The sequence below is a fragment of the Streptomyces sp. V4I2 genome (assembly GCF_030817655.1).
GTDB lineage: Bacteria > Actinomycetota > Actinomycetes > Streptomycetales > Streptomycetaceae > Streptomyces > Streptomyces plumbiresistens.
This window is the reverse complement of record NZ_JAUSZM010000003.1, coordinates 9184471-9199709: the sequence shown is the minus strand read 5'-3', so window position 1 is coordinate 9199709 and position 15239 is coordinate 9184471. Positions and strand designations below refer to the sequence as shown.

The 15239-nt window shown below is 71.6% G+C and carries 13 protein-coding genes; 4 read left to right on the top strand and 9 right to left on the bottom strand.

Features of this window, described 5'->3' with window-relative positions:
* Window positions 1–10 precede the first annotated feature (10 nt).
* Window positions 11–1846 carry a family 20 glycosylhydrolase gene (locus tag QFZ76_RS42905; protein ID WP_307678746.1) on the bottom strand — a complete coding sequence of 612 codons (1836 nt, stop codon included), beginning with the start codon at window positions 1844–1846 and terminating at the stop codon, window positions 11–13.
* 249 nt (window positions 1847–2095) lie between these two features.
* Between QFZ76_RS42905 and QFZ76_RS42900 the strand changes: the two genes are divergently transcribed.
* Entirely contained in the window at window positions 2096–3433 is a 1338-nt protein-coding gene (locus QFZ76_RS42900; protein WP_307678745.1) for an amidase, read from the top strand.
* A gap of 7 nt (window positions 3434–3440) precedes the next feature.
* Here the strand turns inward: QFZ76_RS42900 and QFZ76_RS42895 are convergent, their stop codons facing one another.
* Window positions 3441–3923, bottom strand: coding sequence for a GNAT family N-acetyltransferase (locus QFZ76_RS42895; protein WP_307678744.1), 483 nt, complete (start codon window positions 3921–3923; stop codon window positions 3441–3443).
* Between the two features lie 59 nt (window positions 3924–3982).
* Window positions 3983–4156, bottom strand: a complete 174-nt coding sequence (locus QFZ76_RS42890; RefSeq protein WP_184826938.1) for a hypothetical protein — start codon at window positions 4154–4156, stop codon at window positions 3983–3985.
* 448 nt (window positions 4157–4604) lie between these two features.
* Between QFZ76_RS42890 and QFZ76_RS42885 the strand changes: the two genes are divergently transcribed.
* Both QFZ76_RS42885 and QFZ76_RS42880 read left to right on the top strand, forming a co-directional pair.
* Window positions 4605–5054, top strand: coding sequence for a hypothetical protein (locus tag QFZ76_RS42885; protein ID WP_307678743.1), 450 nt, complete (start codon window positions 4605–4607; stop codon window positions 5052–5054).
* Window positions 5055–5079: 25 nt separating this feature from the next.
* Window positions 5080–5874 carry an SDR family oxidoreductase gene (locus tag QFZ76_RS42880; protein WP_307678742.1) on the top strand — a complete coding sequence of 265 codons (795 nt, stop codon included), beginning with the start codon at window positions 5080–5082 and terminating at the stop codon, window positions 5872–5874.
* Between the two features lie 167 nt (window positions 5875–6041).
* On the opposite strand, the gene QFZ76_RS42875 is transcribed toward QFZ76_RS42880, so the two are convergent.
* The 5 genes from QFZ76_RS42875 to QFZ76_RS42855 all read right to left on the bottom strand — a co-directional run bounded on the left by QFZ76_RS42875 (window position 6042) and on the right by QFZ76_RS42855 (window position 12415).
* The gene (locus QFZ76_RS42875) at window positions 6042–7535 is read right to left on the bottom strand and encodes an SDR family NAD(P)-dependent oxidoreductase (protein WP_307678741.1); all 1494 of its coding nucleotides are present in this window, start codon (window positions 7533–7535) and stop codon (window positions 6042–6044) included.
* A 102-nt stretch (window positions 7536–7637) separates the two neighbouring features.
* Window positions 7638–8966 carry a wax ester/triacylglycerol synthase family O-acyltransferase gene (locus tag QFZ76_RS42870; protein ID WP_307678740.1) on the bottom strand — a complete coding sequence of 443 codons (1329 nt, stop codon included), beginning with the start codon at window positions 8964–8966 and terminating at the stop codon, window positions 7638–7640.
* A 191-nt stretch (window positions 8967–9157) separates the two neighbouring features.
* Complete coding sequence (gene glgC, locus QFZ76_RS42865; protein ID WP_307678739.1) at window positions 9158–10378, bottom strand: glucose-1-phosphate adenylyltransferase; 1221 nt, start codon at window positions 10376–10378, stop codon at window positions 9158–9160.
* Between the two features lie 79 nt (window positions 10379–10457).
* On the bottom strand, window positions 10458–11609 hold the full coding sequence (gene glgA / locus QFZ76_RS42860; protein ID WP_307678738.1) for a glycogen synthase: 1152 nt from the start codon (window positions 11607–11609) through the stop codon (window positions 10458–10460).
* Between the two features lie 38 nt (window positions 11610–11647).
* Window positions 11648–12415, bottom strand: a complete 768-nt coding sequence (locus tag QFZ76_RS42855) for a (2Fe-2S)-binding protein (protein WP_307678737.1) — start codon at window positions 12413–12415, stop codon at window positions 11648–11650.
* 210 nt (window positions 12416–12625) lie between these two features.
* Here QFZ76_RS42855 and QFZ76_RS42850 point away from each other — a divergent pair, with 210 nt between their 5' ends.
* Window positions 12626–13897 (top strand): DMT family transporter, encoded by a 1272-nt coding sequence (locus QFZ76_RS42850; RefSeq protein ID WP_307678736.1) that lies wholly within the window; start codon window positions 12626–12628, stop codon window positions 13895–13897.
* Here the strand turns inward: QFZ76_RS42850 and QFZ76_RS42845 are convergent.
* Window positions 13887–15074 carry a transglycosylase family protein gene (locus QFZ76_RS42845; RefSeq protein ID WP_307678735.1) on the bottom strand — a complete coding sequence of 396 codons (1188 nt, stop codon included), beginning with the start codon at window positions 15072–15074 and terminating at the stop codon, window positions 13887–13889. The two genes, QFZ76_RS42850 and QFZ76_RS42845, sit on opposite strands and share 11 nt — an antisense overlap.
* Window positions 15075–15239: the final 165 nt, after the last annotated feature.

Below are 15239 nucleotides of genomic sequence, written 5' to 3'. Positions count from 1 at the left end.
GCTCCTCGCGTCAGTGGGCGGTCAAGTGCCAGCGGGCGGGCGGGCGTTGGTCGGGCGGGTACTGCACGAGCGCACCGTCGGCGCCGGCGCTCACGGCCATCCGCGTGATCGCGTTGACCAGGTGGTAGCCGCCCTGGGCGGGTTCCAGCTCCCAGCGCTGCAGCGTGTTCGCGGCGTCGCAGGTCTGCGGGACGGCTGCGACGCCCGGCTGGAGCGGCACGTTGAGCGTGAGCTTGCCGCCACGAATCTCCAGGCAGCCTTCGCCGGTCCGCAGGGTCACATAGCCGTCGGCCGTGCGCCGCACCTCGGCCTCGAAGGACCGGCCGTCCGCGTCGAAGGTGTACGTCCCGTCCGCCACCGGCACCCGGGTCAGGTCCCGCCACCCCGGTGCGTGCCCGACGGCGGTGCCGCGCGCGGTGAACGCGGCGTACGTGGCGTCGGGGTGCGGAGCGCCCCAGGTGGCCTGGGCGACGTGGCGCAGCGCGGGCCACAGGGCGACGGAGACCTCGTTCTCGGTCTCGCCCCGCCCGTTGTCGGGCCAGAGGCTGATCTTCGCGCCGGTGATGCCCTCGCTGGAGGCCAGTTTCTCGCCTTCGAAGCTGCGCGGGTCCCAACTCTGGTCGTACAGCCCCTTGGTGTCGCTGTGGAAGCCGCCGCGGACGAGGTACAGCGCGTAGGCCGCGTTCATCAACGGGTAGCCCTGCGCGAGGAGTTGGCTCGGTTTCGTCGCCACGTTCAGCCAGTGCTCGACGGTCGTGCCCGCCGTCACCGGCACGGTGTTGGCGCCGGTGAGGCCGTCGTTCCAGATACGCAGCTTCTTGCCCTTGGCCGCCGCGTAGGCGTGGACGCGGTTGACGAAGTCGATGAACGCGTCCTGCGGTGTGGCGTCGGGGCCGTACTTCTCCTGGGCGTACCGCAGGACCTGCGGGTACTTGGCGAAGTCGGAGCCGAGCATGTACTCGTCGGCTCCCATGTGCCAGGAGCCGGCGGTGAAGACATGGGCGTACTCGTCGATCAGGCTCGTGTAGTAGTCGAAGGCGGCCGGCTGGGTGATGTCGAGGCGCGAGGGCTGCTTGGCGCCGTCGGAGTCGGTCAGCTGGAGATCCGGCCGGTTCTCTATCCACGGGTCCATGTGCCCCGGCGAGTTGATCTCGGGGATGATCTCCACGTGGTACCGCTCGCCGAGGGCGACCAGGCGGCGGATCTCGTCCTTGGTGTAGTACCCCCAGGTGTTGGCCTCGGGGTGGGCGTCGCTCTTCACCTTCAGTTCGAGGAGCAGCTGGTTGAGCTTGTGGTACGCCATCTCCCGGACGAGGTTCTCCAGCCAGGGCAGCGAGATGTTGATGTAGCAGGCGCAGACGCCGACGCCGCGTTCCTTGTAGCGGGGCACGTCGACGGTGCGTCCCGCGGGGATCCGGTCGCCCTGCGCGAGGAGCTGGATCAGGGTCCGGGTGCCGTAGAAGGCGCCGGTCTCGGTCGCGCCGGTCACCGACAGCCGCTCCCCCGCGCGGAGTTCGTAGCCCTCGTCACCGAGCGCTGCCCGGCCCGACCGTACGTCGATAACGATGTCACCGGCGCGGGCGCCGCCGGTCACCACCGGAACCCGGCCGTGGCCCGCCGCCCTGAGGTCGTCGGCCAGGGTGCCGGCGACGCGGCGTTCGGCCGGGCTGTCCGCGACCAGACGGGAACCGGGCCGGAAGACATAGCTGCCGGAGGCGGGCGTCCAGTCGGAGAGGGCGGGCACGGTGACCGGCGGAGCCTGCTCCTGCCGGGCGAGGGCCGGAACCGGTGCCAGGAGCACCATCAGCACCGCCATGACGCCGACCAGTCTCAGCCGTTTTCTCATCAGCGACTCCCATTCATCGGAGGCCTGATGATTGGCTTGCCCTCTCGGCCTGTCAATGGGGCTCGATGGCACGGAAGTTGGGCCATTGATCGGATGACCTGCCGGGTCTGTCGACGGGCCCGACCGCCGGTCCGCGAAAAGTCCAAGAAGACCGGTCCGAATGTCCAAGCGCGAACGCTCTCGACGCGGCGTCCGGTCCCGGGCAGAGTTCTCCCTACGTACCCACCAGTAGCCTCCCAAGGAGCGCCCGTGACCAACTGGGTCGGCCTGACCGCCGCCGAGATCGCCGCCGCCGTACGCGAGAAGCGGGCCACGCCCCGCGAGGTGGTGGCCGAGCACCTCGCCCGGATCGAGCGGCTCGACGGTCGCGTCGGGGCGTTCCGGGTGGTCCGGGCCGAGGCGGCGCTCGCCGAGGCCGACGAGGTGGCCGCGCGGGGCGACCTGGGCGACCTGCCCCTGGCGGGCGTGCCCGTGGCGATCAAGGACAACCTCGCCGTGCGCGGCGAGACGATGCGCGTCGGCTCCGCGGCGACGCCCGAGACGCCCGCCACTGAGGACCATGTCACCGTGGCCCGGCTGCGCGCGGCGGGTGCGGTGGTGGTGGGGCTGACCAACGTGCCGGAACTGTGCGTCTTCGGCACCTCGGAGGGCGTCCACGGCACGGCCCGCAACCCGTGGGACACCTCGCGCACCGCGGGGGGCTCGTCCGGGGGCAGCGCGGCCGCGGTCGCCGCCGGCCTGGTGCCGATCGCGCTGGGCAACGACGGGATGGGCTCCCTGCGCATACCGGCGGCCAACTGCGGCCTGGTCACCATCAAGCCGGGCCCCGGGGTGGTCCCGGCGGGCAGCAGCACCTGGTTCGGCATGTCGGAGAACGGGCCCCTCACCACCACGGTCGAGGACGCGCGCCTGCTGCTGTCGGTCCTCGCTGACACCGACGTCGTACGGAAGGACCCGTCCGCCACGCACCGGGTCGCCGTCTCCCTGCGCAGCCCGATCGCCGGCGTCGCCGTCACCAGGCCGTATACGACCGCGGTGCGGGAGGCGGCGGAGCTGCTCATGAAGGCAGGTCACCGGGTGCGCCGGGCCGATCCGCCGTACCCCCTGTCGCTGAGCCTCACCTCGCTCGCCCACTGGACGGCCGGCACCGCGGTGGACGCGGAGAGCCTCGACCGTCGGCTGCTGACGCGGCGCACCCGGGTGCACGCGGCCGTGGGCCGCCGCTTCGTGAACACCGTCCGGTCCGGCGAGGCCCGTCAGGCGCTGCGCCGGCGCCTGGAGCCGTTCTTCGACGAGTACGACGTGCTGCTCACCCCGGCGCTCGCCCGCCGCTCCCCCCAGGCCGCGGCCTGGCACGAGCGGGGCTGGCTGCGCAACGTCCTGGCGAACACGAACTACTCGCCGCTGACCCCGCCGTGGAACCTGACCGGCTGGCCGGCGATGTCGGTCCCCTTCGGCACGCTGCCCTCCGGCGCCCCCTGTGCCGTACAGCTGGTGGGGCTGCCGGGGTCGGAGGCGGACCTGCTCGCGGTGGCGGAGCAGTTGGAGGAGCGGCACCCGTGGCAGCGGACGGCACCTCTGGACTAGAGGTGCGCTAGAGGGCCTTGTACATGATGTGCAGGCCCACGCGCCCGTGCCGGGGGTGTTCGTAGGCGTCCGGGACCGTGCCGAGGATCGTGAAGCCGAAGGAGGTCCACAGCTTCACGGCCGGGTTGGTCTCGACGACGGCGTTGAACACCATGCCCCGGTAGCCCTCGGCCTTCGCCGTGTCCAGGATGTGCTCGGCGAGGGCACGCCCGAAGCCCCGGCCGCCCTGGTCGGGGTCGACCATGAAGCCCGCGTTGGCGATCCGGGCGGCGGGGCCGTCGTAGTTGGGGGTGAGGTAGGCGGAGGCGACGAGGGCGCCGGTGTCGTCCTCGACGACGTAGACGTGTTTGGCCGGGGCCATCCACAGGGCGCGGGCCGCCTCTTGTGAGGTGTCCGGGTCCCAGGCGTAGGTCTCACCGGCGGCGACGATCCGGTGCCAGAAAGGCCAGATCCGTGGCCAGTCCTCGGCCACGGCTTCTCTGATCAGCATGGGCGTGAGTTTCGCACGCCCATGCCTTCGGCGATCGCGACGGGTCCTGTCCCGGTCGGTCAGTCCACGCTGGGCAGGATGTGGGGCTCGGCGAGGTCGTCCTCGTAACCGGCCAGGCGGATGGGGGCGGACCGGGCCCACACGTCGAGGCTGCCGAGCTCTCCGGGCCGGCGGCCCGCACGCTCCGGGCGTTCCTTGGGGCGTTGCTCGCGATTCGTCTTCTCCGGTGTCACCGCGCACTCCTTATGTGTCGGGTCACCCTCGGGGCATGCCTGCCAGTCAACGGCCTGGCCCTCGGCGCCCGCTCGGGTGTGGCTGGAAGCAGTTCGGACGCGGTGGCGCCGGTTGGTCGTACGAGATCAAGCCGTGGTGAACGGGCGTGTTCCATGACGGACCTTGGGTGTGGGTAGGACCCCGTGCTGCCGTCCGTCGCCTACAGATTAACCAAATGAGCGGGAGGCCGCTCGATAGGGCTGAAAACAAAGGGTAACTATCCGGAGTCGTCCCGTGTTCGACCAGGCATGATATGTGCCTGTTCGTAACATCATGCACCGTTTGGGACTCCCCCGTATGGCCTACGCCGCCGAACAGGCGACGCAGTTCAGATCCCGTTGGCCGATTCGCAAGCCGGCCATGATCTGCTGGCGGACCATACGGCTTGTCCGGCGGGAGGACTGGCGCATGGAGCTGCGCAGTGTCGAAGAGCTGATGGATCTGCTGAACGCCTGCCGGGGCGCGTGGGCCGCGCCCCCTCTCGGCGGCGGCCGAGTCGACCTCCACCAACACGCGCTGCGGACCGCCGCCCTGCTGCGCCGCACCCGGCCCGCCGACAAGGAGCTCCAGGTGGCGGGCCTGGTCCAGGCGATCGGCCCGCTGCTGCGGCCGGGCGACGAGGCCGCGCAGGCGGACTGCGCCGCCGACGCGGTCCGCGTCCTGCTCGGCGAACGCGTCTTCGCCCTCGTCCGCGGACACGCCACAGGCGACGCTGCCACCGACGACGACCTGCTGCGCCTGCGCCAGGCCGACGAGGAGGGCTGGTTCTCCGGGTTCGACGCGGGCGTCCTGGAGGACTGGCGCACCGTGCTGGAGCTGGTGGCTGCGCGCAACTCCCGTCTCGGGGCTGTCGACTGACGGTCCGTCATGAGACGGTACGCCGATGACGTCGTCGTACGGACTTGAGGGCAGAGCCGCGATCGTCACCGGCGCCACACGCGGCATCGGGCGGGCCGTCGCGGCGCAGTTGGCCGGCGCCGGTGCGCTGGTGTGCGTGACCGCCCGGGACGCCGACGAGGTGCGACGGACCGCCGGGGAGCTGGGCGGCATCGGACTGGCGGGCAGCGTCGCCGACCCGGACCACCTCTCGCAGGTCACGGAGCTGGTCCTGCGGGAGTTCGGGCGGATCGACGTGCTGGTCAACAACGCGGCGACCAACCAGCCGTACGGACCGCTGATGGAGGCCGATCCGGACGCCTGGCGCCAGGCGTTCACGGTCAACGTCGAGGCGCCGCTGCGGCTGGTGCGGTGCGCCTGGCGGGCCTGGATGGGCGAGCACGGCGGCGCGGTGGTGAACGTCTGCACGGAGGGCGCCGGGCATGTCGGGCCGAGCGTCGGGGCGTACGGCACCAGCAAGGCGGCCCTGCTGCACCTGACCCGGCAGCTCGCGGGCGAACTCGCCCCGAAGGTACGGGTCAACTCCGTCTCCCCCGGCCTCGTCCGCACGGAAATGGCGCGATTCGTCTGGGAACCGGGCGAGCGCGAGGTGGCCGCAGGACTGCCGCTCGGGCGGATCGGCGAGCCGGAGGACGTGGCGCGGGCAGTGCTGTGGCTGGCCTCGGACGCCGCTCAGTGGGTGACCGGGGCGGACCTGCTCGTGGACGGAGGAACGCGGGTACGGGCCGCGCACACGTCGGCGCCATACGCGGTACACGAACGGCTACGCGGACACCGCTGAGCACCGCACGGTGAGCACGGGTGCCCGAGACCGGGCGCGGCCGCGCGATCGCCCCCGAAGGGTGACAGGCCCGAGGGCGGGCCTGCAAGGAGTCGAACCGTGAAGTACGCGTGACCATCGCACCGGGCACCGGCGCGCGTCCCACCGCAGGCCGGCGGATCAGTGTCCTACCACTTGCCCGGCGCGTAGTCCTTCAGGAAGACGCCGTACACGTCCTCGCCCTCCTCGCCGCGGACGATCGGGTCGTATACACGGGCGGCGCCGTCGACCAGGTCGAGCGGGGCGTGGAAGCCCTCCTCGGCGAGGCGCAGCTTGTCGTAGTGGGGGCGTTCGTCGGTGATCCAGCCGGTGTCGACCGAGGTCATGAGGATGCCGTCGGCCTGGAACATCTCCTGGGCGCTGGTCCGCGTCACCATGTTCATCGCGGCCTTGGCGGCGTTCGTGTTCGGGTGACCGGCGCCCTTGTAGCCGCGGCCGAAGACGCCTTCCATCGCCGAGACGTTCACGATGTGCGCGCGTTTGCTGGTCGCCTTCGTGGCGGCGGCGGCCATGACCGGGCGGAGCTTGCTGATCAGGATGAACGGCGCGGTGTAGTTGCACAGCTGGGTCTCGAGGAGCTCCACCGGGGAGATCTGCTCGATCGTCTGCACCCAGGTGTTGCTGTCGACGACGTCGGGGACGAGCCCGCCCGCGTCGATGGCGGTGCCGTCGAGGTGCCGGGCGACGCTGGCGTTGCCCGCGACCAGGGCGAGGTCGGCGACCTGCTGCGCGTCCATGCCGGAGATTCCGGCGGGCAGCGCGGCCAGACCGTCCACCGCTCCGGAGCCGAAGGCGCCGATGACGTGGTGGGCGGGCAGCTCACCGGCCGGCAGCGGGGCGCTCTCGCCCTCGACCAGCGCGGCGTAGGCAGAGGGCAGGCGGCGCACGGTCTGCGTCGCGTTGTTGATGAGGATGTCGAGGGGGCCCGCCTCGGCGACCTGGTCGGCGAGGGCCACGGCCTGCGCCGGGTCGCGCAGGTCGATGCCGACGACTTCCAGACGGTGCATCCAGTCCGCCGAGTCGTCCATGGCCTTGAAGCGGCGGATGGCGTCCTTCGGGAAACGCGTGGTGATCGTCGTGTGCGCGCCGTCGCGCAGCAGTCGCAGCGCGATGTACATGCCGATCTTGGCGCGGCCGCCCGTGAGCAGGGCGCGCTTGCCGGTGAGGTCGGCGCGGGCGTCGCGCTTGGCACGGTTGAGGCCGGCGCAGTCGGGACAGAGCTGGTGGTAGAAGTAGTCGACCTCCACGTACCGGGCCTTGCAGGTGTAGCAGGAGCGCGGGCGCTGGAGTATCCCCGCGATCTTCCCTTCCCCGGTGGCCGACGACGGCAGGATGCCCTCCGTCTCGTCGTCGATGCGCTGGGCGGAGCCGGTCGCCGTGGCCTCCGTGACGGCCTTGTCGTGCGCGGTCTTGGCGGCCCGGCGCTCCTGGCGGCGGCGCTGCTTGACGTTGCGGTAGATGCCCGCGGTGGCCCGGCGTACGGTGATCGCGTCGGGGTGGTCGACGTCCAGCTTGTCGAGCTCCTCGAGCACACTCAGGCAGACGGCGAGCCGCTCCGGGTCGATGCCGGGACCGTAGACGATCTCGTCCGTGGTCGCCGAGCCGTTGTCTGTCACCGTCATGGCCGCTGCCGTTCCCTGGGTTTCGCGCGGCGCTCCGACGACGACCGCTTTCGAACAGGGCATTTTACGGAGCGCCGGGCCATAGCACCAAACCCGTGACGATCATGGGTCGCAGGCGGTGATCAGCGTCTGCACCTCCTCGGTCACGGCGAGGGCCAGCCGGTCGAGATCCGGTACGGCCTCGGCGTCGGCGACGAGCCCGTAGTGCACGCGCCCGCGGTACGTCGAGATGGCGACCGCGAGGGACTGCCCGCGGGCCAGCGGGGCGAAGGGAAAGACCTCGGTGACGGGGTTGCCGCCGAGCTTCAGGCCGATGCCGGGCAGGGGAACGCTGGTGACCAGGATGTCGAACCAGAGCCGGGCGGCCTGACTCACGAAGGGGCCGCCGAGCCGGTGGCCGAGCGCCGGGACGTGGTCGGCGAGCAGGGCGACGGCGCCGGCGCCCCGATTGGGTCCGGCGTCCTTGTTGCGGTCCATGGCCGTACGCACCGTGGCCAGGCGGCCGAGCGGGTCCGGGTCCGCGACGGGAAGCCGCATCAGGTACCCGGAGAGCCGGTTGCCCTGTGGGTGGGCGGTGCGCGGGCGGCGCCTGGACACGGGGATCAGCGCGCGGGGCGCCACGCCCTCGCTGCCGTCGCCGCGCTCGTCCAGCCAGCGGCGCAGGGCGCCGGCGACGACGGCGATCACGACGTCGTTGACGGTGCCGCCGACGGCCTTGCGGACGCGGTGCACGTCGTCGATGTCGACGACCACCCCGGCGGTGCGGCGGGTGCCGGTGGACCGGGCGGTGAGGGCGGCGGACGTGCGCACGTCCAGGGTGGAGCGGGCGACCGAGGCGCCGATGTCGAGGGCCCGGCCCACGTCGGACAGGGCGCCGCGCACCAGCCCCGGCAGTCTGCGGACGTCCGGGAGGAGGCCGCGGGGCGGTTCAAGGGGGCGGGGACGGCGGGCCGGCACGTCCATCGGGTCCAGGATCGCGGCGGCGAGCGTCAGCGCGCGCAGGCCGTCGGCCAGGGCGTGGTGGAACTTGAACAGCACGGCGAACGAGACGCCGTCCTCCCCGGGCAGCACATGCGCCTCCCACGGGGGCCGCTCGCGCTCCAGCGGCCGCTGCATCAGCCGGCCGGCCTCGGCCTGGAAGTCCGCGGCGGGGGCGTGCAGGGTGACGTGGGCGAGCGGGTCGAAGTCCGGAGCGGGCTCCCGCGCCGCGCCGCCGAAGGCCCCGGGGAAGCCCAGGGGCCACACGTCCACGATCCGCATCCGCAGTCCGGGCACCGCGGCGGCCCGGGCGGCCAGCAGATCGGCCGCGTGGGCGCCGGCGGTGGGCGAGTGTGCCGTGAAGACACCGAGGGCGCCCAGGTGCATGGGGTGCTCGGCGGATTCCATGTTCCAGAACGCCAGGTCGAGAGGTGCGAGCAGGTCAGAAGTCAATGGCTTGCCTCGCGTCGACGAAGGGTGAGTCAGCAGTCAACCGCCCTGAGGCGATTACGGTCAAGTACGATCAAGCTACGCACAGTTAACAACGGATTAAGTCCCGCCTCCACGAAAGAGGCGGGACTGGTGTGGCACATGGGGCCAATCAGCGCACCCCAGGCCCTGACAACACGGAACGCACCGAGGCTCTACGGCACCCGCTGGCCCTTGCCCAGCGCGATCACTCCGCCCTTGGACACCGTGTACAGCTCGGCGTCCCGCTCCGGGTTCACGCCGATCGTCGCGCCGGGCGGCACCTCGACGTTCTTGTCCAGGACGGCACCGCGCACCACCGCGCCCCGCCCGATGTGGACGTTGTCGTGCAGCACCGAACCCTGGACGACGGCTCCCGGGTCGACCACGACACCCGGTGAGAGCACCGAGCGCGTGACCTGGCCGCGGATCAGGCAGCCCGCGCTGATGATGGACTCGCTGGCGATGCCGCCGGAGTTGAAACGGGCCGGGGAGAGCTGACCCGAGTGGGTGTAGATGGGCCAGCTGCGGTTGTAGAGGTTGAAGGCGGGGCGCTCGGCGATGAGGTCCATGTGGGCGTCGTAGTACGCGTCGAGCGTGCCGACGTCCCGCCAGTAACCCTGGTCGCGGGTGGTCTCGCCGGGCACGTGGTTGGCGCTGAAGTCGTAGAGCTGGGCCTCGCCGCGGTCGGTGAGCTGCGGCAGGATCGAGCCGCCCATGTCGTGCACCGAGTTCACGTCCTCGGCGTCCCGTTGCAGCGCCTCGATGAGGGCCTTGGTGGTGAAGATGTAGTTGCCCATCGAGGCGAACACGCACTCGGGATCGTCGGTCAGGCCGGGCGGGTCGGCGGGCTTCTCCAGGAAGCGCTCCACCGTCTGGCCGTCGGAGCCGGGGCTGATCACGCCGAAGGACGACGACTCGCCGCGCGGGACGCGTATCCCGGCCACCGTCACGCCCGCGCCGCTCTCGATGTGCTGGGCGAGCATCTGACGCGGGTCCATGCGGTAGACGTGGTCGGCGCCGAAGACGGCCACGTACTCGGGTCGTTCGTCGTAGATGAGGTTCAGGGACTGCAGGATCGCGTCGGCGCTGCCCAGGTACCAGCGGGGGCCCAGGCGCTGCTGGGCCGGGACCGGGGTGACGTAGTTGCCGAGGAGGCTGGACATCCGCCAGGTGGTGGTGATGTGCCGGTCCAGCGAGTGCGACTTGTACTGCGTCAGCACGCAGATGCGCAGGACGTCGGCGTTGACCAGGTTGGACAGCACGAAGTCGACCAGGCGGTATGTGCCGCCGAAGGTGACGGCGGGTTTCGCGCGGTCCGCCGTCAGGGGCATCAGTCGCTTGCCCTCTCCGCCCGCCAGCACGATGCCGAGCACCGAAGGACCACCACGACGCATGGCCGCTCCCCTCACCTGATTGATCCATTCCTGCCCCTGGGCAGGTCGCGCTACGCCTGTTCGAGGAACTGCCGTCCGACTAATCCGGCTTGAGGATCTCCTCGTACAGCCGGGCGGTGCGCCGGGCGACCGCGTCCCAGCCGAACTCGCCCACCGCTCGCTGCCGTCCGGCCTCACCCATGTCCCGCGCGGCCGCCGGGTCACCGAGGACCGAATCCAGCGCCCGCGCGAGGCCCGTCTCGAAGTCGTCGTCCACCGGGACGAGTAACCCCGTCTTCCCGTCGTCCACGACCTCGGGAATGCCGCCGACCCGGGAGGCGACGACGGGGGTTCCGCACGCCATCGCCTCCAGGTTGACGATGCCGAGGGGCTCGTACACCGAAGGGCAGACGAACACCGCCGCGTGCGTGAGGAGTTGGATCACCTCGGGGCGCGGCAGCATCTGCGGGATCCAGTGCACGCCCTCGCGGACCCGGCTCAGCTCCTGGAAGAGCTCGCGGAACTCCTGGTCGATCTCGGGGGTGTCGGGGGCGCCGGCGCACAGCACGACCTGCGCGGCCGGGTCGATGTCCCGCACCGCGCGCAGCAGATGCGGGACGCCCTTCTGACGGGTGATGCGGCCGACGAACAGCACGTACGGGCGGTCCGGGTCGAGGCCGATGCGGCGCAGGACGTCGGTGCCGTGGTCGGGTCGGTAGAGGGTGGTGTCGATGCCGTTGTGCACGATGTGGACCTTGGCCGGATCCAGCGCCGGATAGCAGCCGAGGATGTCCTCGCGCATGGCGCCGGACACCGCGATCACCCCGTCGGCGGACTCGATCGCGGTGCGCTCAGCCCAGCTGGACAGGGCGTATCCGCCACCGAGTTGCTCGGCCTTCCAGGGGCGCAGGGGCTCCAGCGAGTGGGCCGTCATCACGTGCGGCATGCCGTACAGGAGCTTGCCGAGGTGGCCGGCGAGGTTGGCGTACCAGGTGTGGGAGTGGACGAGTTCGCGGCCTTCGAGGCCGGCGGTCATCGCGAGGTCCACCGAGAAGGTGCGCAGCGCGTCGTTGGCGGTGTCCAGCGCGGACCAGGGGCGGTGGCGGATCACACCCTCCGCGCGGCCCTCCCCCCAGCAGAGCACGTCAAGGTCGACGAGGGACCTCAACTCCCGGGCGAGGAACTCGACGTGAACACCCGCACCGCCGTACACGTCCGGCGGGTACTCCCGGGTCAACAGGCCCACTCGCACCCGGAACCCCCTGTCTCAGCGGCTGGTTGCCTTCATGGTCACCCAGATGCGGCGCGCGGGGAAGACCGCGGGGGTCGTGTGAAGCAACAGTCACCACAGACGCCTCCGCCGGGCACACGGTAGTAGAGGCAGCAGCTGCGCCGCCGGAAGGCGGTTCCGGTGAGGGTGCCGGTGCCCGCGAGGAGGGGGTGGGCGAGGAGTTCCGCGGTGCGGGCACGGGCTCGGGCGGCCACGTCCATACGGCCGTGAGCCCGCGCCCAGCCGTCCAGCTGCCGGGCGGCGCCCGCCAGCGCGGAGGCGGCGTTGCCCCACAGCAGGCCTTCCGCGACTCGGTAACGGGAGTGCAGGTGCTCGGTCAGTGGCCGCAGGTGGGCGTGCAGTACGACGTCCGCGAGGGTCTCGGCGTCCGCGGGCAGGGGTCGTACGGCGGACAGCCACAGGTCGTCGGGGGCGCTGGCGTCGGGATCCCAGTGCAGCAGCCGGGGGTCGAGGTCGGGGATCCGGTCGTAGAGGGCGGCGCAGCCGAGGGCCACCGACCACAGGCGGGCGGCGAGTCCCTGCTGGGCGACCGAGGCGGCGATCCGCACCTCGGGAGACCGAAGGACCTCCCCTACTTTCCGTACGCGAAAAGTCATAGGATTGCCGTAAACATCCGCCGAACCCTTCGCGTACACCTGCGCGAGCGTGGGCAGGGAGGCCTGCGGGGCTCCTGCCGGGCTCAGTGCGGTGCGCAGGGCGAAGAAGCCGCCGAGCCGGCGCAACGCGGCGAGATCAGGGTCGAGGTCCACGAAAAGCAGTAGTACCAAGGCTTCTAGGGGCTGCGACCACTAGGGGTCCGCCCAGGGTCACCCACCTTGGGGATGATGGCGACCGATTCGTACTCCATCGGCAGTAGGACCCATTGCCTGCTCAGGTACGACGACGGGAAGAAATTTTCGCGAGATCGTATTGGTTATGGAAGCCGACCGTACGCAGCGCCGGGCCCAGCGCCCCCGCCTCACGCAGAGGAGTCGCTCATGAGTGCCCTCGCGTTGTCCGTGCTGCTGTCGTTCGTCTCCGCCGTGGCGTATGCCGGTGGGGCGATCGTCCAGGAGCAGGTGGCGGTGTCCTCCCCCGGTCAGCAGTACGCACCGCTGCGCCGGCCCATCTGGTGGGCGGCGGTCGCGCTGAACGGCCTGGGCGGACTGCTGCACGTGGTGGCACTCGCCTACGGCCCGCTGAGCCTGGTCCAGCCGCTGGGCGCGCTGACCATCGTCTTCGCCCTGCCCATGGCCGCTCTGTTCGTCGGCCGCAAGGCCGGCGCGACGGCGTGGCGCGGCGCGATCATGGCGACGGTCGGTCTCGCCGGTCTGCTCTCCCTGGTCGGCGCGTCCGACGCGCAGTCGCTGGACACCACGCAGCGGGTGGGCGTGGCCGTCGTCACCGCCGGTGCGGTGATCGCGCTGATGATCGCCGGCCGGGCCGCACACCGGCACCCGGCGGTGCGCAGCATCCTGCTCGCGGTCGCGTCCGGCATAGCGTTCGGCATGTCCTCGGTGTTCACGAAGACCGTCGCCGTCGACTGGACGGGCGGGGTCTCCACGGCCGACGTGCCGTCCCTGGCCGTGATCGGCGTCCTGGCCACGGCCGGCATGCTGCTCTCCCAGGCCTCCTACCGCGGCGCGGGCCTCGCGGCCCCGCTGGCCACGCTCACGGTCGTGAACCCGGTGGCGGCGGCCGCGGTCGGCATCACGATGTTCGGAGAAACCTTCCGCTACGGCACGACGGGCACCGCCCTCGCGCTGAGCTGCGGTGTGGTCGCGGCGGGCGGCCTGATCCTGCTGACCACGGAGCGGATGGAGCGCACGCACGCGGAGCCCGTGGAGCCGCAGCCCGAGCCCGCGGCCCAGCCGGTGGCGCCGCTTGCCGAGCCGGTCCCCGCCGTGGGGCCGTCGGCACGGGTGCCCGAGCAGCCGGGGGTGCGGGAGGGCGTGCTCGTCCCGACCCCGTCGACCACGGCGGTTCAGGAACCCGTGCCCGCCCCGGCTCCGGTGGCTGCCGCGGTCCCGGAGAGCGTGCTCGTTCCGGCCCCTGTGTCGCCGTCGGTACTGAACAGCGTCCCGCCGGTGCCGGACAGCACGCCACCGGGGCTGGAGAGTGTCCCGCCCGTCCGGCAGGACGCCCCCGAGGACGCGGAGCCGTCGGTGACCGACGTGCCGCCGTATCTGTACGGTCCCTTCTACGGCGGCCCGTTCATTCCGCTGCCGGTGCGCGGCCGGGGCCGGCGCCGGACCCGCGTCAGATCCTGACGCCCCCGGCCCTCAGATAGGCCACCGGGTCGATGTCCGTTCCGAAGCCGGGCCCCGTCCGCACCTCGAAGTGCAGATGCGGGCCCGTGCTGTTGCCGGTGGAGCCCGAACGCCCGAGGCGCTGACCGCCGCCCACCGTCTGCCCGGCCTTCACGGAGATCGCCGACAGATGCGCGTACTGGGTGTAGCGGCCGTCGGAGTGCCGGATGACCACCTGGTACCCGAACGAACCGCCCCACCCGGAGGTGACGACCTTGCCCGCCGCGACCGCCTTCACGGACGTGCCGGTGGGCACGGCGAAGTCGACGCCGGTGTGGTAGCCCTTCGACCAGGAGGAACCCGTCTTGCGGTAGGGCGTGCCCAGAGTGGCGTTCACCGGGGAGACCAGGGAACGGCCGGTCGTGGCCTTGTCTTCGGTGTCCTGGGTGTTCTGGGTGCTCTGGGTGCTCGAAGAGGCCTTCTCGCTGGTGGACCTGCCGCTGCCGGACTGCGTGGTCGTGGTGGTGCCGGCGGCCTCCTGGCCGCCGCGCAGCTTCAGCCGCTGGCCGGGCACGATCAGGTCGGGATCCGAGCCGATGGTCTTCCGGTTGGCCGTGTACAGCCCGCGCCAACCGCCCGGGACGCGCTCGGCGTCGGCGATCTCGGAGAGCGAGTCGCCGCGGACCACCGTGTACACCTCGGCGGTCCCGGCCCGGGACTGGGGCGTGGTCTGCGGCTGCACGTCCGCCGTGGAGCCGCTGCCCGACTTCTTCGGAGTGCTGTCGCCGGTCCCGGCGGGACGGATGTCCGGGGTGTCGCCGCCCCGCGTCAGCCCGGCCCGCACCGAGCACGTCGGCCAGGCTCCCGGCCCCTGCCCGTCCAGCACCTTCTCCGCCACGGCGATCTGCTGGTCCTTGGTCGCCAGATCCGCCCTCGGCGCGTACCGTGTGCCGCCGTACGCCTCCCAGGTGGACCGCGTGAACTGCAGTCCGCCGTAGTAGCCGTTGCCGGTGTTGATGTTCCAGTCGTTGCTCGACTCGCACGCGGCGACCTTGTTCCAGGTGTCCACGTCGGCGGCCTGCGCGACCCCGGCCCCGATGAGCGGCATCGCCATCCCGGCGCCGCCCGCCGTGACGGTGAGCGACGCGCGGTTGATCCTGTTCGGCTGATACCGGCGGTGCCGGCCGCGTACGGCCATGAAGAAGCCCCCCTCGACATGCGTCAGGAGGGGCAAAAGTAAGCGCTGCGAACAGGCCATGACAAGACGGCAATCGGCCGCTTCCTTTACCTCCGTGGGGCGGGAACTCGTCCAAGGCGGTCCGCGCAAAGGGGAGTTGACCAGTCATCAGGCGGCTACACTCCG

Bases quoted from the DNA above. Each gene is read 5' to 3' on its own strand.
- QFZ76_RS42905 (WP_307678746.1), bottom strand. From the start codon at position 1,846: ATGAGAAAACGGCTGAGACTGGTCGGCGTCATGGCGGTGCTGATGGTG.
- QFZ76_RS42895 (WP_307678744.1), bottom strand. From the start codon at position 3,923: ATGCTGATCAGAGAAGCCGTGGCCGAGGACTGGCCACGGATCTGGCCT.
- QFZ76_RS42885 (WP_307678743.1), top strand. From the start codon at position 4,605: ATGGAGCTGCGCAGTGTCGAAGAGCTGATGGATCTGCTGAACGCCTGC.
- QFZ76_RS42880 (WP_307678742.1), top strand. From the start codon at position 5,080: ATGACGTCGTCGTACGGACTTGAGGGCAGAGCCGCGATCGTCACCGGC.
- QFZ76_RS42875 (WP_307678741.1), bottom strand. From the start codon at position 7,535: ATGACGGTGACAGACAACGGCTCGGCGACCACGGACGAGATCGTCTAC.
- glgC (WP_307678739.1), bottom strand. From the start codon at position 10,378: ATGCGTCGTGGTGGTCCTTCGGTGCTCGGCATCGTGCTGGCGGGCGGA.
- QFZ76_RS42850 (WP_307678736.1), top strand. From the start codon at position 12,626: ATGAGTGCCCTCGCGTTGTCCGTGCTGCTGTCGTTCGTCTCCGCCGTG.
- QFZ76_RS42845 (WP_307678735.1), bottom strand. From the start codon at position 15,074: ATGGCCGTACGCGGCCGGCACCGCCGGTATCAGCCGAACAGGATCAAC.